The 16,158-nt window shown below is 71.5% G+C and carries 14 protein-coding genes; 8 read left to right on the top strand and 6 right to left on the bottom strand.

Annotated elements, in window-relative coordinates; all coding sequences use genetic code 11:
* Window positions 1-95: 95 nt before the first annotated feature.
* Window positions 96-1,229: a zf-HC2 domain-containing protein gene (locus I2501_RS29355; RefSeq protein WP_196197318.1), complete on the bottom strand. Its 1,134-nt coding sequence runs from the start codon at window positions 1,227-1,229 to the stop codon at window positions 96-98.
* Window positions 1,226-1,882: a sigma-70 family RNA polymerase sigma factor gene (locus I2501_RS29350; RefSeq protein WP_196197317.1), complete on the bottom strand. Its 657-nt coding sequence runs from the start codon at window positions 1,880-1,882 to the stop codon at window positions 1,226-1,228. Before I2501_RS29350 ends, I2501_RS29355 begins: the two co-directional genes overlap by 4 nt.
* Window positions 1,883-2,153: 271 nt before the next feature.
* Between I2501_RS29350 and I2501_RS29345 the strand changes: the two genes are divergently transcribed.
* Window positions 2,154-2,510: an STAS domain-containing protein gene (locus I2501_RS29345; protein WP_196197316.1), complete on the top strand. Its 357-nt coding sequence runs from the start codon at window positions 2,154-2,156 to the stop codon at window positions 2,508-2,510.
* 121 nt (window positions 2,511-2,631) lie between these two features.
* Window positions 2,632-4,779 (top strand): bifunctional glycosyltransferase/CDP-glycerol:glycerophosphate glycerophosphotransferase, encoded by a 2,148-nt coding sequence (locus I2501_RS29340; protein ID WP_196197315.1) that lies wholly within the window; start codon window positions 2,632-2,634, stop codon window positions 4,777-4,779.
* A 78-nt stretch (window positions 4,780-4,857) separates the two neighbouring features.
* Here the strand turns inward: I2501_RS29340 and I2501_RS29335 are convergent, their stop codons facing one another.
* The 3 genes from I2501_RS29335 to I2501_RS29325 form a co-directional block, all read right to left on the bottom strand.
* Window positions 4,858-5,952, bottom strand: coding sequence for an alpha/beta hydrolase (locus I2501_RS29335; RefSeq protein ID WP_196197314.1), 1,095 nt, complete (start codon window positions 5,950-5,952; stop codon window positions 4,858-4,860).
* A 156-nt stretch (window positions 5,953-6,108) separates the two neighbouring features.
* Window positions 6,109-7,698 carry a class I adenylate-forming enzyme family protein gene (locus tag I2501_RS29330; protein WP_328806722.1) on the bottom strand — a complete coding sequence of 530 codons (1,590 nt, stop codon included), beginning with the start codon at window positions 7,696-7,698 and terminating at the stop codon, window positions 6,109-6,111.
* The gene (locus tag I2501_RS29325; protein ID WP_196197313.1) at window positions 7,695-8,396 is read right to left on the bottom strand and encodes an isochorismatase family protein; all 702 of its coding nucleotides are present in this window, start codon (window positions 8,394-8,396) and stop codon (window positions 7,695-7,697) included. The genes I2501_RS29330 and I2501_RS29325 overlap by 4 nt, the downstream gene beginning before the upstream one ends.
* Window positions 8,397-8,487: 91 nt before the next feature.
* Here I2501_RS29325 and I2501_RS29320 point away from each other — a divergent pair, with 91 nt between their 5' ends.
* The 5 genes from I2501_RS29320 to I2501_RS29300 all read left to right on the top strand — a co-directional run bounded on the left by I2501_RS29320 (window position 8,488) and on the right by I2501_RS29300 (window position 13,829).
* On the top strand, window positions 8,488-9,717 hold the full coding sequence (locus I2501_RS29320; protein ID WP_196197312.1) for an amidohydrolase family protein: 1,230 nt from the start codon (window positions 8,488-8,490) through the stop codon (window positions 9,715-9,717).
* Between the two features lie 151 nt (window positions 9,718-9,868).
* Complete coding sequence (locus I2501_RS29315) at window positions 9,869-11,017, top strand: acyl-CoA dehydrogenase family protein (RefSeq protein WP_196197311.1); 1,149 nt, start codon at window positions 9,869-9,871, stop codon at window positions 11,015-11,017.
* Between the two features lie 2 nt (window positions 11,018-11,019).
* The gene (locus tag I2501_RS29310) at window positions 11,020-11,949 is read left to right on the top strand and encodes an acyl-CoA dehydrogenase (RefSeq protein WP_196197310.1); all 930 of its coding nucleotides are present in this window, start codon (window positions 11,020-11,022) and stop codon (window positions 11,947-11,949) included.
* Window positions 11,950-12,217: 268 nt separating this feature from the next.
* A complete protein-coding gene (locus I2501_RS29305) occupies window positions 12,218-12,694 on the top strand; it encodes an ATP-binding protein (protein WP_328806721.1) in 477 nt (158 codons plus the stop codon).
* Window positions 12,695-12,782: 88 nt separating this feature from the next.
* Entirely contained in the window at window positions 12,783-13,829 is a 1,047-nt protein-coding gene (locus tag I2501_RS29300; protein WP_196197309.1) for a GDSL-type esterase/lipase family protein, read from the top strand.
* A gap of 360 nt (window positions 13,830-14,189) precedes the next feature.
* Here the strand turns inward: I2501_RS29300 and I2501_RS29295 are convergent, their stop codons facing one another.
* Window positions 14,190-15,125, bottom strand: a complete 936-nt coding sequence (locus tag I2501_RS29295) for a cyclase family protein (protein ID WP_196197308.1) — start codon at window positions 15,123-15,125, stop codon at window positions 14,190-14,192.
* 104 nt (window positions 15,126-15,229) lie between these two features.
* On the opposite strand from I2501_RS29295, the gene I2501_RS29290 reads away from it, so the two are divergent.
* A complete protein-coding gene (locus I2501_RS29290) occupies window positions 15,230-16,138 on the top strand; it encodes an SDR family oxidoreductase (RefSeq protein ID WP_196197307.1) in 909 nt (302 codons plus the stop codon).
* Window positions 16,139-16,158: the final 20 nt, after the last annotated feature.

The following is a 16,158-nucleotide window of genomic DNA, read 5'->3' as shown; positions in this document are numbered from 1 at the left end:
CAGCCCGGAGGAGTGTGACGGGCGACCGGCCGAACAGTGGTGATTCAGGCCACAGTCAGGGCCGGGCTGTCGCAGTCGGGGCCGGGCTGTCGCCGTCAGGGCCGGGAGAGCAGCCGGGCTGCCGCGAGCAGGTCGCGGGCCGCTGGCGCATCGCCCTTGATGCCGACCGGGACGCGGTGCGGGTCCCGGCGTGCCGCGCAGAGGAAGCAGAACTCCACGCCGTCGATCGCCAGCGTCGCGGTGGGTTCGACGTCCGTCGGGGGAACCCAGCCCGGGGCGTCGATCGGGATCAGCCACTCGCCCTCGCCGCGGCCCTCGACGATCAGCTTCACCACGCGCGACTGCTCGCCCGGCACCGGGTCCGGCGATGTCGCCTCGCCGGAGGCGCGCAGCGCGGACATCGCCAGCGGCAGCAACCGCACTGCCAGGCCGATGAGTTGCCGCATGTGCGCGCCGCGCGGCGGGTGGTACGGATAGCTGACCGCCTCCGCGATGTCGTCGGCGTGGATCCAGCACTCGAAGGCGCGGTCCAGGAACGAGTCCGCCACCCGCAGCTCGAACGCGCCGTAGTCGACGCCGTCCTCCGCCACCACCGGGTCGGCCTCGGCCGCCAGCGCCGCCGTCTCGACCACCGCCCGCGTCTGCGCACGCCACATCGCGCGGACCGACTCCGGCGGTCGCCGCGACTGCGCCTCGCGCAGCGCCGTCGTCCGTGCGACCAGCACGTCGACGTGGCCGCCCGGCCCGTCCGCCGCTTCGGCGGGCTTCGGCTCGGTCACCCGGTCCAGCGGATCCGGCAGGCCAAGCGCGTCGGCCAGGACGCCGTCCACCGCGGCGAGATGGGACAGCACCTCGGCCGGGCGGCGCTGCTCGGAGCCGCCGTGCCACGTCAGTTGGGCCTGCTCCAGCCAGTCCAGCTCGCCCAGGTCGCGCAGCAGCGCGTCCAGGCGGGCCGTCTCGGCGACGTACGGGTCGGCGTAGGAGGGGACGCGGAAGTCCGCGTCGCGTATCTCCAGACAGCCGGCCATGACCTGGCGGCGCAGGCCCGGATCCGGGTCGAGCGGCTCGTCGGAGGAGAGCCAGCCGGCGGCGTCCCGCAGCCGGTGCGCCTCCTCGGCGCAGGACGGGCAGTCGGCGAGGTGCGCTTCGAGGCGTGCCGCCTCGTCCGGCCGGCAGGCGTCGAGGGCCCAGGCGCCGAGGAGGCTGCGCAGTGCCTCGTGGCCGCTCATCGGGCGGGCTCCGTCGGCTCGGTGGACCCGGCAGGCTCCGCGTAGTCGGCGGACCCGGCGGCATCACTGGGCGCGGTTGCCCCGGTCGGCTCCGTCGGGCTGGTCGACAGCGCGGTGGCCAGCAGTTGCAGGCCCAGCCGCATCCGGTGCTTGGCGGTGGCGGGCGTGACGCCCAGCTCGGTCGCCGCCTCGCCGTAGGTGCGCCCGCCGAAGTACGTGAGCAGCAGCGTCTCCCGCAGCGCCTGCGGCAGCGAGCCGACCACGTACTGCACGCGGGCGGCCGTGGCCGCGGCCAGGATCTCCTCCTCGACGCTGGGCGGCTCCAACGGGCCGTCCACGCCGCCGTCCTGCTCCCCGGCGGCGGCCGCGTGCTCGCGGCGGAGGCGCTCCACCGCGCGGCGGTGGGTCAGCGTCCCGATCCAGGAACGCATCGAGCCCTGGGCCGGGTCGAAGCTCTCCGGGTGCTCCCAGACGTGGGCGAAGACGTCCCTGGTGATCTGCTCAGCGGCGGCCTGGTCGCCCAGCACGCGGTTGGCGAGTCCGTGCACGAGCGGCGCGAACTGGTCGTAGAGCTCGCCGAGGGCGGACTCCTCGCCGCGCGCGAGCCGTCGCTGGATCTGCCGGTCCCAACGGATCGGCGCCGGACTCGTCATCAGCACCACCGCTCCGTCGGTACCAGTTCAGCGACTGCTCAGGTGACTCCTCGGGGAATTCCTCAGAGAACTCCTCAGGTCGAATCTAGCGCCGCGATGTGCCGGTCGTCCGAATGTTTGAAGAATCAAGTGTGCGCGCATGGTGGCACGCAGTGTCAGAGCGAGGGACCGAGGGCTACCCTGAAGCACCATCACCATCAGTGATGTCCTGGTAGCGGGGGGAACCCGGACGGTCGGACAGCTGAAGAGTCGGAGAGTCGTGGGCACCGTGATGACGACGAACGTGACCGTGGAACGGTACGAACAGGACGACTGGGTGCTGCTGAGCGTCTCCGGCGATCTCGACCTCGGCTCGGGCGGCCGGGTCCGCGAGGCGGTGCGCGAGGCCGTGGCGAACGGGTCCAGAAAGCTGGTGGTCGATCTCACGGACGTCCGCTTCTGCGACTCGACGGGCGTCGGGGTGCTGATCGCCGCCCGGCGGCTGATGCGATCCTGCGGCGGCGAACTGCGGTTGGTCATGCCGCGGGTGGACCCCGCCTCCGGTGCGGTGCCGTCGCAGGTGCACCGGGTCTTCGCGGCGCTCGGCGTACGGCGGCTGTTCACGGTCTCCGACGAGCGACCGTTCTGACCGCCTTCTGAGCCGCTTCTGAGCAGGGGTTTCATCGGTCGGTCCGACGTGAAGGCGCGGTGAACTAGCATCGGGTTGCCCCGCATGCACCGCCGCCGCAGGACCAGGAGCGCCACCAGCTGTGAGTACCGGAGTTTCCCTCAGCATCGTGCTGCCCGTGTACGGCGTCGCCGACTACCTTCCGCGCTGCCTGGACTCCCTCCTCTCCGCCGACCTGCCCTCACTTCAGGTGATCGCCGTCGACGACTGCTCGCCCGACCGCAGCGGCGCGATCCTCGACGCCTATGCCGAGCGCGACTCCCGCCTCACCGTGCGGCACCTGGCCGTCAACCGCGGTCTCGGCGGCGCGCGTGAGGTCGGTCTCAAGTACGCCACCGGCGACTACGTGTGGTTCGTTGACAGCGACGACTGGCTGGCCGACGGCGCGGTGGACCTGGTCGCCGCGCGGCTCGCGGAGATCCGCCCCGACGTGCTGATCACCGGTTTCGCCCGCACCTTCCCGGACGGGACGACCGAGCCGGACACTTGGCGCCGCCTGCTGGTCGAGCCGCCGCTGCCGGAGGTCTTCACCCTGGCCGACCGGCCCGGCCTGCTGCAGATGATCATGTCCGTCTGGAACAAGGTGATCCGCCGCGAGTACCTGGCGTCGCTGGAGGTCCAGTTCGGCGGCGGCTACTACGAGGACATCTCGGTCACCTATCCACTGCTGCTGGGCGCGCAGAAGCTCAGCTACCTGGACAAGGACCTCTACTTCTACCGCCGCCAGCGCGCCGGGGCGATCACCAACACCGCCTCGCCCAAGCACGCGGACGCGTTCCCGCAGTACGAGGCGATCTTCACGTTCATGGAGCGCCACCCGGAGATCCCGGCCGAACTGCGCCGGGCCGTCTTCGACCGCACGGTCAAGCAGGCCGTCACCGTGCTGGACACCCCCGGCCTGGTCCCGGAGCGGCTCCGCGAGGAGTTCTTCCGCCGCACCGTCGCGCACTTCCACCGCCGGCGACCGGCGGGCTACGCCTACCCCAAGGGCCTGCGCGGCGTGCAGTACCGGCTGGTCGACCGCGGCGCGTGGGGCGCGTACCAGCGCCTGCGCCCGCTGCGCGCGCTGCCGCGCACCCTGCCGAACACCCTGAAGCGGGCGGTACGCGGCGCGGGCCGCCGCGGCCTCTACGAGACCTACCGCCGGCTCCCGCTCAACGAGAACCTCGCCGTCTTCGCGGCCTACTGGTACCGGGGTTACGCCTGCAACCCGGCCGCGATCTACGAGGCGATGCGCGAGCTCGCCCCGCAGGTCAAGGGCGTCTGGGTGGTCGAGACGGCGGCCCAGGCCAAGGGGCTGCCGGAGGGCGTCCCGTACGTGGTGGCCAACACGCCGCGCTACTTCAAGCTGATGGCGACGGCCAAGTACCTGGTCAACAACGTCAACTTCCCGCACACGATGACCAAGCGGTCCGGCTCGGTGCACGTCCAGACCCAACACGGCACCCCGCTCAAGTACTTGGGCCTGGACCTGAAGTCCCGCCCGCTGGCCGCAGGCGACATGGACTGGGACCGCCTGCTGGAACACGTCGCCCGCTGGGACTACCTGGTCTCGCCGAGCCCCTTCGCGACGGACGCCTTCGGCCGCGCCTACCCGGGCCCCTACGAGGTCCTGGAGACGGGCTACCCGCGCAACGACCGCCTGGCCAACGCGGACGCGGCGGAGATCGCCGCGGTGCGCGAGAAGTTGGGCATCCCCGCCGACCAGCGGGTCGTCCTCTACACCCCCACCCACCGCGAGCAGCAGGACACCTTCGTCCCCGCCCTCGACATCGTCACCCTCGCCCGCAGTCTCGGCCCCCGCACGACGCTGCTGATGCGCGCCCACTACTTCTACGACGACGCGGGCCTCCGGCCGGACGACGTGGGGGTGGTCGACGTCTCGGCGTACCCCGTCGTCGAGGACCTCTACCTGGCGGCGGACATCCTGGTCACCGACTACTCCTCGACGATGTTCGACTACGCGGTCCTGGACCGCCCGATCGTCGTCTTCGCCCCGGACTGGGACGAGTACCAGCGCGTCCGCGGCACGTACTTCGACCTGATGGCCGAGCCCCCGGGCGCGGTCGCGTCGACGCCGGAGGAGCTGGCCGAGCTGCTCCGCGTGGGCGGCGGCGCGGACACGTGGGAGACGGAGAAGCTGCGGGGCGCGTTCCGCGCGAAGTTCTGCGCGCTGGAAGACGGCGGCGCGGCGGAACGGGTCGTGCGGCGGGTATTCCCCGTGCAGTAGTCGGGGTTGGGCACGAGGGACGTTGCACTACCTACGCGGCGGAGCCGCACATCAGCAGTTCCCCGCGCCCCCAACCGTTCAACCGGACGTCCGCGCCGACAGCCAGGTCAGTGCATCGGGCAGCATCTCCCGCCACACCGTGGGGGTGTGACCGCCCTCGCGGACGGTGACCAGGCGGCTGTCGCCCGGCGTCCGCAGGACCGCGAGCAGCGCCTTCGCCGCAGGCACCGTGCCCTGGTCCTGGAGGCTGCCGCCCATCAGGAACGACACGGGCGGCTGCTTCTTCGCGTGCTTCAGCTGGTACACCGGGTCGTTGGCGCGGCTCAGCCCCAAGTTGTTCGTGACCAGGGGGGATTCGGGCGTGTTGTAGCCCGACAGGCTGACCGCCGAGCCGAAGACGTCCGGGTGCTGGACCGTCAGGTTGACCGCGCAGTACGCACCCGCGGAGTAGCCCATGATCGCCCACTGCGACGGTGCCTTCGCGGCGCGGAAGTTGGACCGGATCAGCGCCGGCACGTCCCGCGAGAGCCACGTCGCGGTCCGGGCCACGCCCGGGATGTCCGCGCAGCCGGGGTCGGTGTTGCCGCCGAGGACGTTCAGCTTGGCCGAGACCATGATCATGGGCTTGACCGTGCCCGCGGCCATCAGCTTGCTCATCTCGTCCTGGACCTTCATCGTCCCGAACCACGCCTGCGGCGTGCCCGGCGTGCCGGGGAGCAGTTCGACCACCGGGAAGTCGGTGTTCGCGTACGCGGGGTCGTGGTACTGCGGCGGAAGCCAGACGTAGAGGCTGCCCTCGATGCCGGAGGACGCGCCGACCGTGCGGGTCTTCAGCACGCCGGGGAGGTAGGAGGAGAAGGTCAGCTTGCCGCCGGGCGCGACGCCGTCGCCGCCGTGGTGGCCGTTGTTGCCGGAGAGCGCGGTGTCGCTGACCGTCGTGCTGCCGCCGAAGAGGTCGCTCCAGCTGTCGTAGAACGGCCCCATGCTGTTGTTGAGGTAGACCAGCACCATGACCACGGCGGTGAGCTGGCTCAGGACGGCCAGCCCGAATCTGGCCGCCAGTCTGGCCGCGCCCGGGCCGGGTATTCGGTTCCACAGCCCGAACAGCGCGGCCAGGGCGACGACCACGAGGACGACGGTCAGCACGAAGAAGGGTGTACCGGTGAGGCTCATCGCGACCTTTCAGGAAACTCCCGCCGTCTCCTGGTGCGACTACCGGGCGAGAACCAGACTTTCGAGCTCGTTCGAGCCTACTCAGCTGATTGACAGCGTCTTCATACCCGCGGATGAACCCCGAACAGTCGGTCGGCGGGGGTTTCGCTCGCCCGGCTACCCCTCCCACGGAAGCCCGGCGAACATGTCCCGCAGCTGGTGCTTCAGCACCTTCCGCAGCGTCTCGTTGCGCGGCAGCGCCTCGACGACCTCCAACTGCTCCGGGATCTTCTGCGTCATGAGCCCGGCCGCCCGCAGCCGTGCCGCCACATCTGCCAGCGACGGCGGTTCGACGCCCTGCTTCCGCTCCACCACCGCGCAGACGCGTTCGCCGCGCACCGGGTCCGGCAGGCCGATCACGGCGACGTCGCCGACGCGCGGGTCCTGGTAGAGGAGGTCCTCGATCTCCTTGGCGGAGATGTTCTCCCCCTTGCGGATGATGATGTCCTTCAGCCGACCGGTCAGCCGGACGTGCCCGTCCGGGCGGACGTGACCGAGATCACCCGTGCGGAACCAGCCGTCGGCGGTGAAGGCCTGGGCCGTCAGCTCGGCGTCGGTGTAGCCGCGGCAGACCATCGGGCCGCGCAGCCACATCTCGCCGTCCTCGACCCTCACCTCGCAGCCGCGCACCGGGTGGCCCTCGGTGAACGCCAGCTGCTCGGGGGTGTCGCGGGGGGAGCCCATGGTGATGGCGGGGGCCTCGGTCATGCCGTAGCCGTGCGCGAGGACCACGCCCATCTCCTCGGTGACCTCCCGGTGGAGCTCGGGGGGCATCGGCGCGCCGCCGCCCGAGATGATCCGCAGCGTCGGTATCAGCCGCTCGCCGGGCGGCAGTTTGCGCTGTTCGGCCAGGAACGCGGAGTAGAACGCGGTGCTGCCGCCCGCCATGGTGACGCCGTTGCGCCGGTACGCGGGCAGCACGTCGGGCAGCGCGAAGACCTCCAGCAGCAGCGCGGGGAAGCCGTGCACCAGCAGCGCGACCAGGTAGTCGGGGCCGCCGATGTGGGCGTAGGGGAAGGCGATCGAGCCGACGTCGTCCGGGCCCATGTCCAGCGCCCGCGCGAAGCCGCTGCCGCCCGCGATCAGCGTCCGGTCGGTGTGCCGGGCGCCCTTGGGCGCGGAGGTGATGCCGGAGGTGTAGTAGACCCACCGCACCGGCGCGTGCGCGTCGTCCAGGTCCGCGCGCGGCGCGGGCGGCAGGGTGACCGGGTCGCCGTCGGGCAGGTCGGCGTCGTCGTAGAGGACACGGACTGCCGGTGGCCGCTGCCAGCCCCGGGTCAGCTCCTCGGCCATCGTCACGTAGTCGAAGCCGCGCCAGACGCCGGGGACGAGGTAGAGCCGCGCGTGGGACTCGCCGAGGATGTGGCCGACCTCCGCGCCCCGGTAGATGGCGATGATCGGCGTCTGCACCGCGCCGAGCCGGGAGAGGGCGAGCGAGACGAGCACCGTCTCGATCCGCGTGGGCAACTGCCAGGCGACCGGCGTGCCGTCCTCGATCCCGTACTCGGCGCGCAGCCCCGCGGCGATCCGCTCGGCGCGGTCGCGGACCTGACGGTACGTCAGCTGCCGGTCCGGCTCGCCTGCGGTGTCGGCGTCGGCGTCGCCTGCGGGGGTGTCGGCGGCCTGGATCAGCATCGGCGCGTCCGGCGTGGCCGCGACGCGTTGTTCCAGCAGGTCCCACAGCGATCCGGCGTCGGCGAGGGTCACGAGTCTCTCCTTGGTCCGGCAGCTCCGGCAGCTCCGGCGGCTCCGGCAGCTGTGGCGGCTCTGGCGGCCAGTACGGCCGCCACGGTGGCGGTGTCGGTGAGGGTGGCGACGAGGGCGAGGGTGTTGGCCAGCACGGCCTCGGCGTACTCGGGCGGGGTCCCGGCGACGGCGTCGGTCGGGATCACCACCTGCAGTCCGGCGTCGACCGCGCCCAGGGTCAGCTCCAGCAGCGCGACGTTGACCGAGACGCCGGTGACGACCACGGTCGTGGCCCCGAGGTTGCGCAGCGCGGACGCGAGGCCTGTGTCCTGGAACGGCCCGAGGCCGTGCAGCCGGGGGAGGACCAGGTCGCGCTCCGGGTCCGCGCCGATGCCGGCGTGCAGGGCGGGGTCGAAGGGCGTGCGCGCGGCCGCGGCGAAGAGCCGGGCGTTGGTGTTGGCGCCCAGCCCGTCCGCGCGGCGCTCGGCGGTGCAGTGGACGACGGGCACGCGGGCCGCGCGGGCGGCCTCGCAGAGCAGTCGGACGTTCCCCACCAGCCCGGTCTTGGCCGCGGCCTCGGCCAGCGCGGGGAAGACCGCCTCCTCGCCGAGCACGCCCTGCTGACACTCGCAGGTGATGACGGCGGTGCGCGCCGGGTCGAGCAGTCGGTCGAGCAGGTCACGTTGCCGGTCCAGCCGTTTCTTTCCCTCTACACCCATCCGGTCCTCGCTCGCTTGCCGCTTCAGCTGTCCGTCACTAGTCTGAATCTGACGGACCGTCAGGTAAAGGGTTGTGGAGAGGGTGCCTCGCATGGATAACTCCGCCGAACTTCCGATGGTGGTGAGCGTCGACGACCACGTGATCGAGCCGGCGCATCTCTTCGACACGTGGCTCCCGGCCAAGTACCGCGACCGCGGCCCGCAGCCGCTCCGTGCCGGTATCGGTCAACTGGAGTACGTGGGCGGCAAGTACCGGATCAGCATGGACCCGGACGGACCGCCGACCGACTGGTGGATCTACGAGGACCTCCAGTTCCCGTACAAGCGCAACATCGCCGCCGTTGGCTTCTCGCGGGACGAGATGACGCTGGACGGGATCACCCGTGACGAGATGCGTCGCGGCTGCTGGGATCCCAAGGCGCGCCTTCTGGACATGGAGAGCAACCACGTCGAGGCCTCCCTGTGCTTCCCGACCTTCCCGCGGTTCTGCGGTCAGACCTTCGCCGAGGCGAAGGACAAGGAGGTCGCGCTGGCCTGCGTGCGCGCCTACAACGACTGGATGGTCGAGGAGTGGTGCGGCGACAGCGGCGGTCGGCTGATCCCGCTGTGCCTGATACCGCTCTGGGACGTCGAGTTGGCCGTCGCCGAGATCCGGCGCAACGCCGCACGAGGCGTGCGGGCGGTGACCTTCAGCGAGATCCCGACCTACCTGGGCCTGCCGTCGATCCACTCCGGCTACTGGGACCCGTTCTTCGCCGCCTGCGAGGAGACCGGCACGGTGGTCAACATGCACATCGGCTCGTCCTCGCAGATGCCGGCCGCCTCCCCGGACGCGCCCCCGGCGGTGCAGGCGACGCTGAGCTTCAACAATGCGATGGCGTCGATGACGGACTTCCTCTTCTCCGGCGTGCTGGTGAAGTTCCCGAGGCTGAAGCTCGCGTACAGCGAGGGCCAGATGGGCTGGATCCCCTACGCGCTGGAGCGCGCGGACGACGTCTGGCGCGAGCACCGCGCGTGGGGCGGGGTCCGGGACGTGATCCCCGAGCCGCCGTCGACGTACTACTACCGGCAGATCTTCGCCTGCTTCTTCCGTGACCGGCACGGGGTCGCCTCGCTGGACACGGTGGGCGTGGACAACGTGACCTTCGAGACGGACTACCCGCACGTGGACTCGACGTGGCCGGAGACGAAGGCTGTCGCCGAGGAGCACATGGCCGGCTTGGCGCCGGAGGTCGTCTACAAGGTGCTGCGCGGCAACGCGATTCGCATGCTGCAGCTCGACCTGGACAAGCACCTGGACGCGAACGGAAACCTTCGCTAGCGGGGACGTTGCACTACCTAGGGGCGCGGGGAACTACGCGATAACCCACCCACCCACCTGGCGCGCCGATCGAGCAGGGCCATCCGCACACGGTGGTTTCTCGCGCAGTTCCCCGCGCCCCTGGTGGCTGCAGCACAAGGAGAGTGCACAGGTGCAGCTCAGTGATACCCCTGCCGAAGCCGACTACCGTCGGCACCTACGCGAATGGCTCGGCAAGACCCTCCCCGAACTCCCCGCGCCACCCGATCCCTCGGATTGGCCCGGCCGCCGTGCCTACGACACGGCCTGGCAGCGGCGACTCTTCGACGCAGGCTATGCCGGTATCCACTGGCCCGAGGACGCCGGAGGCCGTGGCGCGACGCCGTCCGAGCACCTGATCTTCCTCGAAGAGACTGAGCGCGCGGGCGCGCCCTACGTCGGGGCCAACTTCGTCGGCCTCCTGCACGCCGGGCCGACCATCGCCGCCGAGGGGACCCCCGCGCAGCGCGAACGGCTGCTGCCGCCGATCCTGCGCGGGGACGAGATCTGGTGCCAGGGGTTCAGCGAACCCGGCGCGGGCAGCGACCTCGCCGCGCTCCGGACCAGGGCCGTCCGGGACGGGGACGACTACGTCGTCACCGGCAGCAAGATCTGGACCTCGCACGCCGAAGTCGCCGACTGGTGCGAGCTGTTGGTGCGCACCGACCCCGCCGCGCCCAAGCATCGCGGCATCACCTGGCTGGCCATGCGGATGGACAGTCCGGGCGTCACCGTCCGGCCGTTGCGGACGCTGGCCGGGACGACCGAGTTCGCCGAGCTGTTCCTGGACGAGGTGCGGGTGCCGGTCGCCAACCGGGTCGGGGAGGAGAACGACGGCTGGCGGGTCACCATGGTCACCCTCTGCTTCGAGCGCGGGACGGCCTTCGCCAGCGAAGCCGTCGCCTGCCAGCGGGAGGTACGCGAACTCGCCCGCGTCGCACGGCAGAACGGCGCCTGGGACGACGTCGAACTCCGCCGCTCGCTCGCCGCGCTCGCCGCGGAGTTCACCGCGCTGTGGCGGCTGGTGCAGTGGAACGTGTCCGAGGCGGCGTCGCGCGGCGTCCCGGGCGCGGGCGGGAGTGTGTTCAAGCTGCGGTTCAGCGAGGCGCGGCAGCGGCTCCAGGACCTGGCCGCCCGCGTCGTCGGCGCGGAGGCGCTGGTGGACGGGCCGTGGACGGCGCAGCGGTTGCAGGGCCTCTCCTACACCATCGCCGCCGGGACCTCGCAGATCCAGCGCAACATCGTCGCCCAGCGCATTCTGGGCCTGCCGAAGGGACGGTGACGATGCACTTCCAGCTGACCGACGACCAGCGTGCGCTTCAGACGGGCCTGCGCGACCTGCTGAAGGACGGCGCGCCGGAGTGGGGCGACCTGGTCGACGTCGGGCTGTTCACGCTGCGCGTGCCGGAGGTGGACGGCGGGGTCGGGCTCGGGCTGCCGGAGGCGGTCCTCGCCTTCGAGGAGGCCGGACGCGCCCTCGTCCCAGGGCCGTTGGTCGGCACGGAGTTGGCCGCCACGCTCGGGCTGACCGGCCGCGCCGAGGCGGTCCGCGTCCCGGCCCGCGGACCGCTGCTCGTCCCGCACCTGCCGACGCTCGACCACGTGCTGCTCCTGAACGACGACGGGGTGACCGTCCTCGAACCGGGGACGCTGGACGCCGAACCGGCCCGCGCGGTCGACCCGCAGACGCCGCTGTGGCACGTCACCGGACCGCTCCCCGCCCCGCGACAGCGTCTCGACCCGCCCACCGCGTGCCGCGTCGCCGCCGAGGCGACGGTGCTGACCGCCGCGCTCCAGGCGGGACTCGCCGCCCGGACGGTCGCGGACGCCGTCCGCTACGCGCAGCAGCGCGAGCAGTTCGGACAGCCGATCGGGGCGTTCCAGGCCGTACAACACCTGTGCGCCGACATGCTGGCGCGCGCGGAGTTGGCCCGGGTCGCCGTCTACGCCGCGGCGGTCTCCGGCGACGCGGGTGAGATCGGCGGAGCCAAGCTGCTCGCGGACGACGCCGCCGTGCACGGCGCGCGGGACTGTCTTCAGGTCCACGGCGGTATGGGGTTCACCTGGGAAGCCTCGGTGCACCTGCTGCTCAAGCGGGCCTGGGCGTGGGAACAGGCCTGCGCCGACCGCGACTTGTGCCTCGACCGACTGGCCGAGGGTCTGGCGGACGGTCCGGCCGACAGCCCTGTCGGCGGCACCGCTGAACACTTGTAGGAAGGGTGGTTTTGCCGCGACGCCCCCCAGTTTCCGGGCGTCGCGGCGCGCGTCGATTACGCTCACGGGAGTGCGCAGCAAGCTGTTCGTCCCGGGTGGCGGAGCGGCCGGGGCAGTATGCACCTCCGGGCGGCTCCTCGACTGGAATATGCCCGAAGACCATGCTGCCCGGCATGGGGCGGGATCATGCTTGGACGCAAACGCGCCGGTAGGCGGCTCGCGCGGTCGCTCGGCCCGGTTGATCCCGCAAGCACGGGTGGTGTGACAAGTGCAGGTGCAGGCACAGGTGCTTCAGGTCCAGACGGCGGTCCAGGCCGACCCGGCGGAGGTGGGCCGCGCCCGCCGTTGGGCGCGCAGCCGTCTCACCGGTTGCGGCTTCGCACCGGACGCCCCGATCGCGGAGACCCTGGTCCTGGTCGTCTCCGAACTGGTCACCAACGCGGTGGTGCACACCGGCTCCCCGGCGGTGCTCCGGCTGGTCTTCCCCGTCGGCGGCGACGCCGGGCACCGACCGGTGCGCGTCGAGGTCACCGACGCGTCCGACGTACCGCCCGCACCGCGCGCCGCCGCCGACGAGTCGACCAACGGACGCGGGCTGGAGCTGGTCAGTTTCCTGACGACCCGTTGGGGCTGGTTCCCGGACGGCAGCGGCAAACGGGTCTGGTGCGAACTGGCGCCGGACGCCCCGTGCCCGGCCGACGGTCTCGCGTTCGACACCGAGGCGCTGCTCGCCGCGGAGCTCTGACAACCGGAGCTCTGGCAACCAGCAGGCGGCGCGGCTCGGTTGATCCTTGGCGCGGTTGATCGACAGGTAGAGCGGGAACGGGGACGGGGTGAACGCTACGACCCCGTGGGCTGCGACTTCGTGGGGCGTGACCGAGGTCGCCCGCGCACTCGAAGGCGTCATCGACGTCGAGTGGGCCGCTGACCGGTCCTGGACGCTGCCCTGGCGGCTGCCCGTCGCCGATCTCGACCTGCACCACCCGGCGGTGGTGCTGCCCGCCATGTGCCCGAGCGGTATCCGGCTGCGGGTGCGCACCGCGTCCACCCGGCTGCTGCTGGACGCGGAGTCCGTCCAACTCCAGGGCGGTCCGGTCTTCGAGGCCTGGTGCGACCTGTCCGTGGACGGCGAGTTGGTGCGGTCGACGGCGCTCGGCGTCGCCGGGGCGGTCTTCGGCGGGCTGCCCGCCGGGATGAAGGACGTCGAGATCGCGCTGCCCATCGCCCCCGCCGTCCGCCTGCGCGGACTGCGTGCGCTCGACGGTGCGCCGCTGCACCCCGCGCCCGACCCGCGTCCGCGCTGGACCGTCTACGGCAGCAGCATCACCCACGGCTACGCCGCCGCTCCGACGCAGACCTGGCCGGCCACGGCGGCGCGGTTGCTCGACCGGAACCTGACCAATCTCGGTTACGGTGGCGGCTGCCTGCTCGACCCTCTGGTCGGGCGAATGCTGGCAAAACACCCAGCAGATTTCATGACGTTGGAACTCGGTATCAACGTCTACAACACGGCTGCCCTGCGCGAACGAACCTTCGCTCCCGCTGTGCACGGGCTGTTGGCCGAAATTCGCTCCCGCCGACCGGATGTTCCGATCACTGTTGTCGGACCTGTGTTCGGTGGCGAACGAGAGACCGAACTCGCGGACGGAATGCTGGAGCGCTTCGGCGATCTCACGCTCGCTCAGCTGCGCGAGGTGCTTCAGCGCTCCGTCGAACTGCTCCGCAAGCGCGGTGACACCGCGCTGACCTGGATGGACGGCCGCGAACTGTGCTCCGCCGCGGACGCCGCCCGCGGCGTGCTGCCCGACGGCCTGCACCCGGACGCCGCCCATCAGCAGGAGATGGGACGCCGATATGCGGCGGCCGAGACCGGCCGGTGACGGTGTTGCAGGAGGCCCGACTCCGGTTACTGCAACGAACGGATGAAGTCTCAAACCGTACGCAACCAATCCGAATTCCGGACAAGCCATTGACGTGACGTGTCCGCCTGATCACGCTTGGATTCAGCGATTCGTTGCGAGGGGACGTCAAGGGCGCCCGGTCCTTTGTGCTGCCCGCATCCTTGGCGAGTGCGAATCGCGTCGACGCTGGTCAGGGCCCAGGCGTCGACGGGGGCGCCCCCGGCCGCAGGTCGGGGGAGAGGTGGCGGGGCGCCGTGCCGCGTGAAGAAATCCGCGCACGGCGCCGCGCCACCCCCGAGGGTTCTGCGGGGCTGTCGGGCAACCTCCGAGGCGAGCCGACTACTTCACCGCGATCGGCGCCACCGGCGCGCCCACGCCGCCCGTGAACGGCTCCGGCGGCGCGGCGAGCAGGAACTCGTGGACGCCGTCCTCGGCGCAGTCCCGTGCCAGCTCCTCCAGGTTCCAGTTCTGGCCCTGCATCATGCCCATCTCCACCAGATCCAGGGCGTGGACGGGCAGGTAGAGGCCGTCGATCTCGGGCGGGAAGATCTCGAAGGTGAGCGTGTCGTTGGCCACCGCCACCACGTCCCGGTCGTGGAACCACTCGGGGCAGCGCAGCCCGAGGCCGGGAGAGGGGAAGGCGTAGGCGTCGCGGTCGCCGCCCAGGTAGAGCTGGATCTGGCCGGTACGGATCAGCACCACGTCCCCGGCCCGGACCTGCGTCCCGGCCGCCTCCTCCGCCGCGTCCAGGTCCTCGGGGGTGACCACGTGGTCGCCGGGCAGCCGGCCGACGTCGTGCACCCGGGCGACGTCCAGCAGCACGCCCCGGGTGACCAGCGGCGTCGCCTTCTCGATGCCGGAACGGGTGGCGCCCTCCTGGGCGTTGATGAAGTCCGCGGGGCGGTTGTTGTAGATCCGGCCGCCGTGGCTGACATGGCCCAGGCCGTCCCAGTGGGTGCCCGCCTGCAGGCCGAGCGTGGCCACGTCGTCGCTGGTGGCGATCGCGCCCGGGCCGAACATCTCGAAGTTGAGCGCGACCATGCTGTGCAGCGGGTTGACCCGGCCCGGGATCATCCCGTTCTGCACGCCCTGCTGTTGCAGCGGCAGGGCCAGCTCGAACCGCTTGCCGGTGCGGACGCAGGCAGCCGCCGCGCGGACGACCTCCGGCGTGATCAGGTTCAGCGTGCCGATCTCGTCCTCGGCGCCCCAGCGTCCCCAGTTGGAGATGCGCTTGGCGATGTCACGGAACGCGTCGAAGTCGCTGGGTGCGGGCATGCGCTTCGCCTCCTCTTTCCGGTCTTGCCGATCGTCTCTTCCCGTTCGTCTCTTCTCGCTCCTAGAATCTAACGGTCCGTCAGATTCTTGAGGAGGGGTACGGCGTGGCTGAGTTCCTGCGCGACAAGGTGGTTGCGGTCACCGGGGCCGGACGCGGCATCGGGCGTGCGGTGGCGCTCGCCTGCGCCGCCGAGGGCGCGAAGGTCGTGGTCAACGACTACGGCGTCGGCATCGACGGCTCCGCGCCGACCAGCGAGGTGGCGGACGAGGTGGTCAAGGAGATCGAGGCGGCGGGCGGCGAGGCGATAGCCGTCGCCGACGACATCGCCACCATGGCGGGCGGCGAACGCGTCGTCCGAGCGGCCGTCGAGGCGTTCGGACGGCTCGACGGCGTGGTCTGCGTGGCCGGGATCCTGCGCGAGCGGATGCTCTTCAACATGTCCGAGGAGGAGTGGGACCCGGTCATCGCCACCCACCTCAAGGGCACCTTCACCGTCTTCCGTGCCGCGTCCGCGCTGATGCGCAAGCAGGGCGGCGGCACGCTGATCGGCTTCACCAGCGGCAACCACCAGGGGTCGGTCAGCCAGGCCAACTACAGCGCGGCCAAGGGCGGCATCATCTCGCTGGTCCGCAGCGCCGCGCTGGGGCTCCACAAGTACGGCGTGACCGCCAACTGCGTGGCCCCGGTGGCGCGCACCAGGATGTCGGCCAACGTCCCGATGGAGCTCAAGGAGATCGGCGAGCCGGAGGACGTGGCGGCCCTGGTGGTCTACCTGCTCTCCGCACAGGCAAAGGAAATCACCGGTCAGGTCTACACGGTGGCCGGCCCGAAGATCGCGGTCTGGGCGCAGCCGCGCGAACTCCGCGCCATGTACGCGGAGCAGGGCGGCTGGACGCCGGAGCGGATCGCCGACTTCCTCCCCGGCACCGTCGGCGTCGACCCGATGCCGATGCTCGCGCAGCTGGAGGCGATGGCCAAGGCCGCTGCCGCCGACGAGCGTCCCAACGCGTAACGGACGGCAGGTGGGTGGCG

This window comes from Streptacidiphilus fuscans, assembly GCF_015690355.1.
Lineage (GTDB): Bacteria > Actinomycetota > Actinomycetes > Streptomycetales > Streptomycetaceae > Streptacidiphilus > Streptacidiphilus fuscans.
Note: the sequence above shows the minus strand (reverse complement) of the source record. Positions and strands in the feature narration are given on the sequence as shown.

Coding starts and splice junctions, on each gene's coding strand:
- I2501_RS29355 (WP_196197318.1), bottom strand. CDS start 1,229: ATGAGCGGCCACGAGGCACTGCGCAGCCTCCTCGGCGCCTGGGCCCTC.
- I2501_RS29350 (WP_196197317.1), bottom strand. CDS start 1,882: ATGACGAGTCCGGCGCCGATCCGTTGGGACCGGCAGATCCAGCGACGG.
- I2501_RS29345 (WP_196197316.1), top strand. CDS start 2,154: ATGACGACGAACGTGACCGTGGAACGGTACGAACAGGACGACTGGGTG.
- I2501_RS29335 (WP_196197314.1), bottom strand. CDS start 5,952: ATGAGCCTCACCGGTACACCCTTCTTCGTGCTGACCGTCGTCCTCGTG.
- I2501_RS29325 (WP_196197313.1), bottom strand. CDS start 8,396: ATGGGTGTAGAGGGAAAGAAACGGCTGGACCGGCAACGTGACCTGCTC.
- I2501_RS29320 (WP_196197312.1), top strand. CDS start 8,488: ATGGATAACTCCGCCGAACTTCCGATGGTGGTGAGCGTCGACGACCAC.
- I2501_RS29310 (WP_196197310.1), top strand. CDS start 11,020: ATGCACTTCCAGCTGACCGACGACCAGCGTGCGCTTCAGACGGGCCTG.
- I2501_RS29295 (WP_196197308.1), bottom strand. CDS start 15,125: ATGCCCGCACCCAGCGACTTCGACGCGTTCCGTGACATCGCCAAGCGC.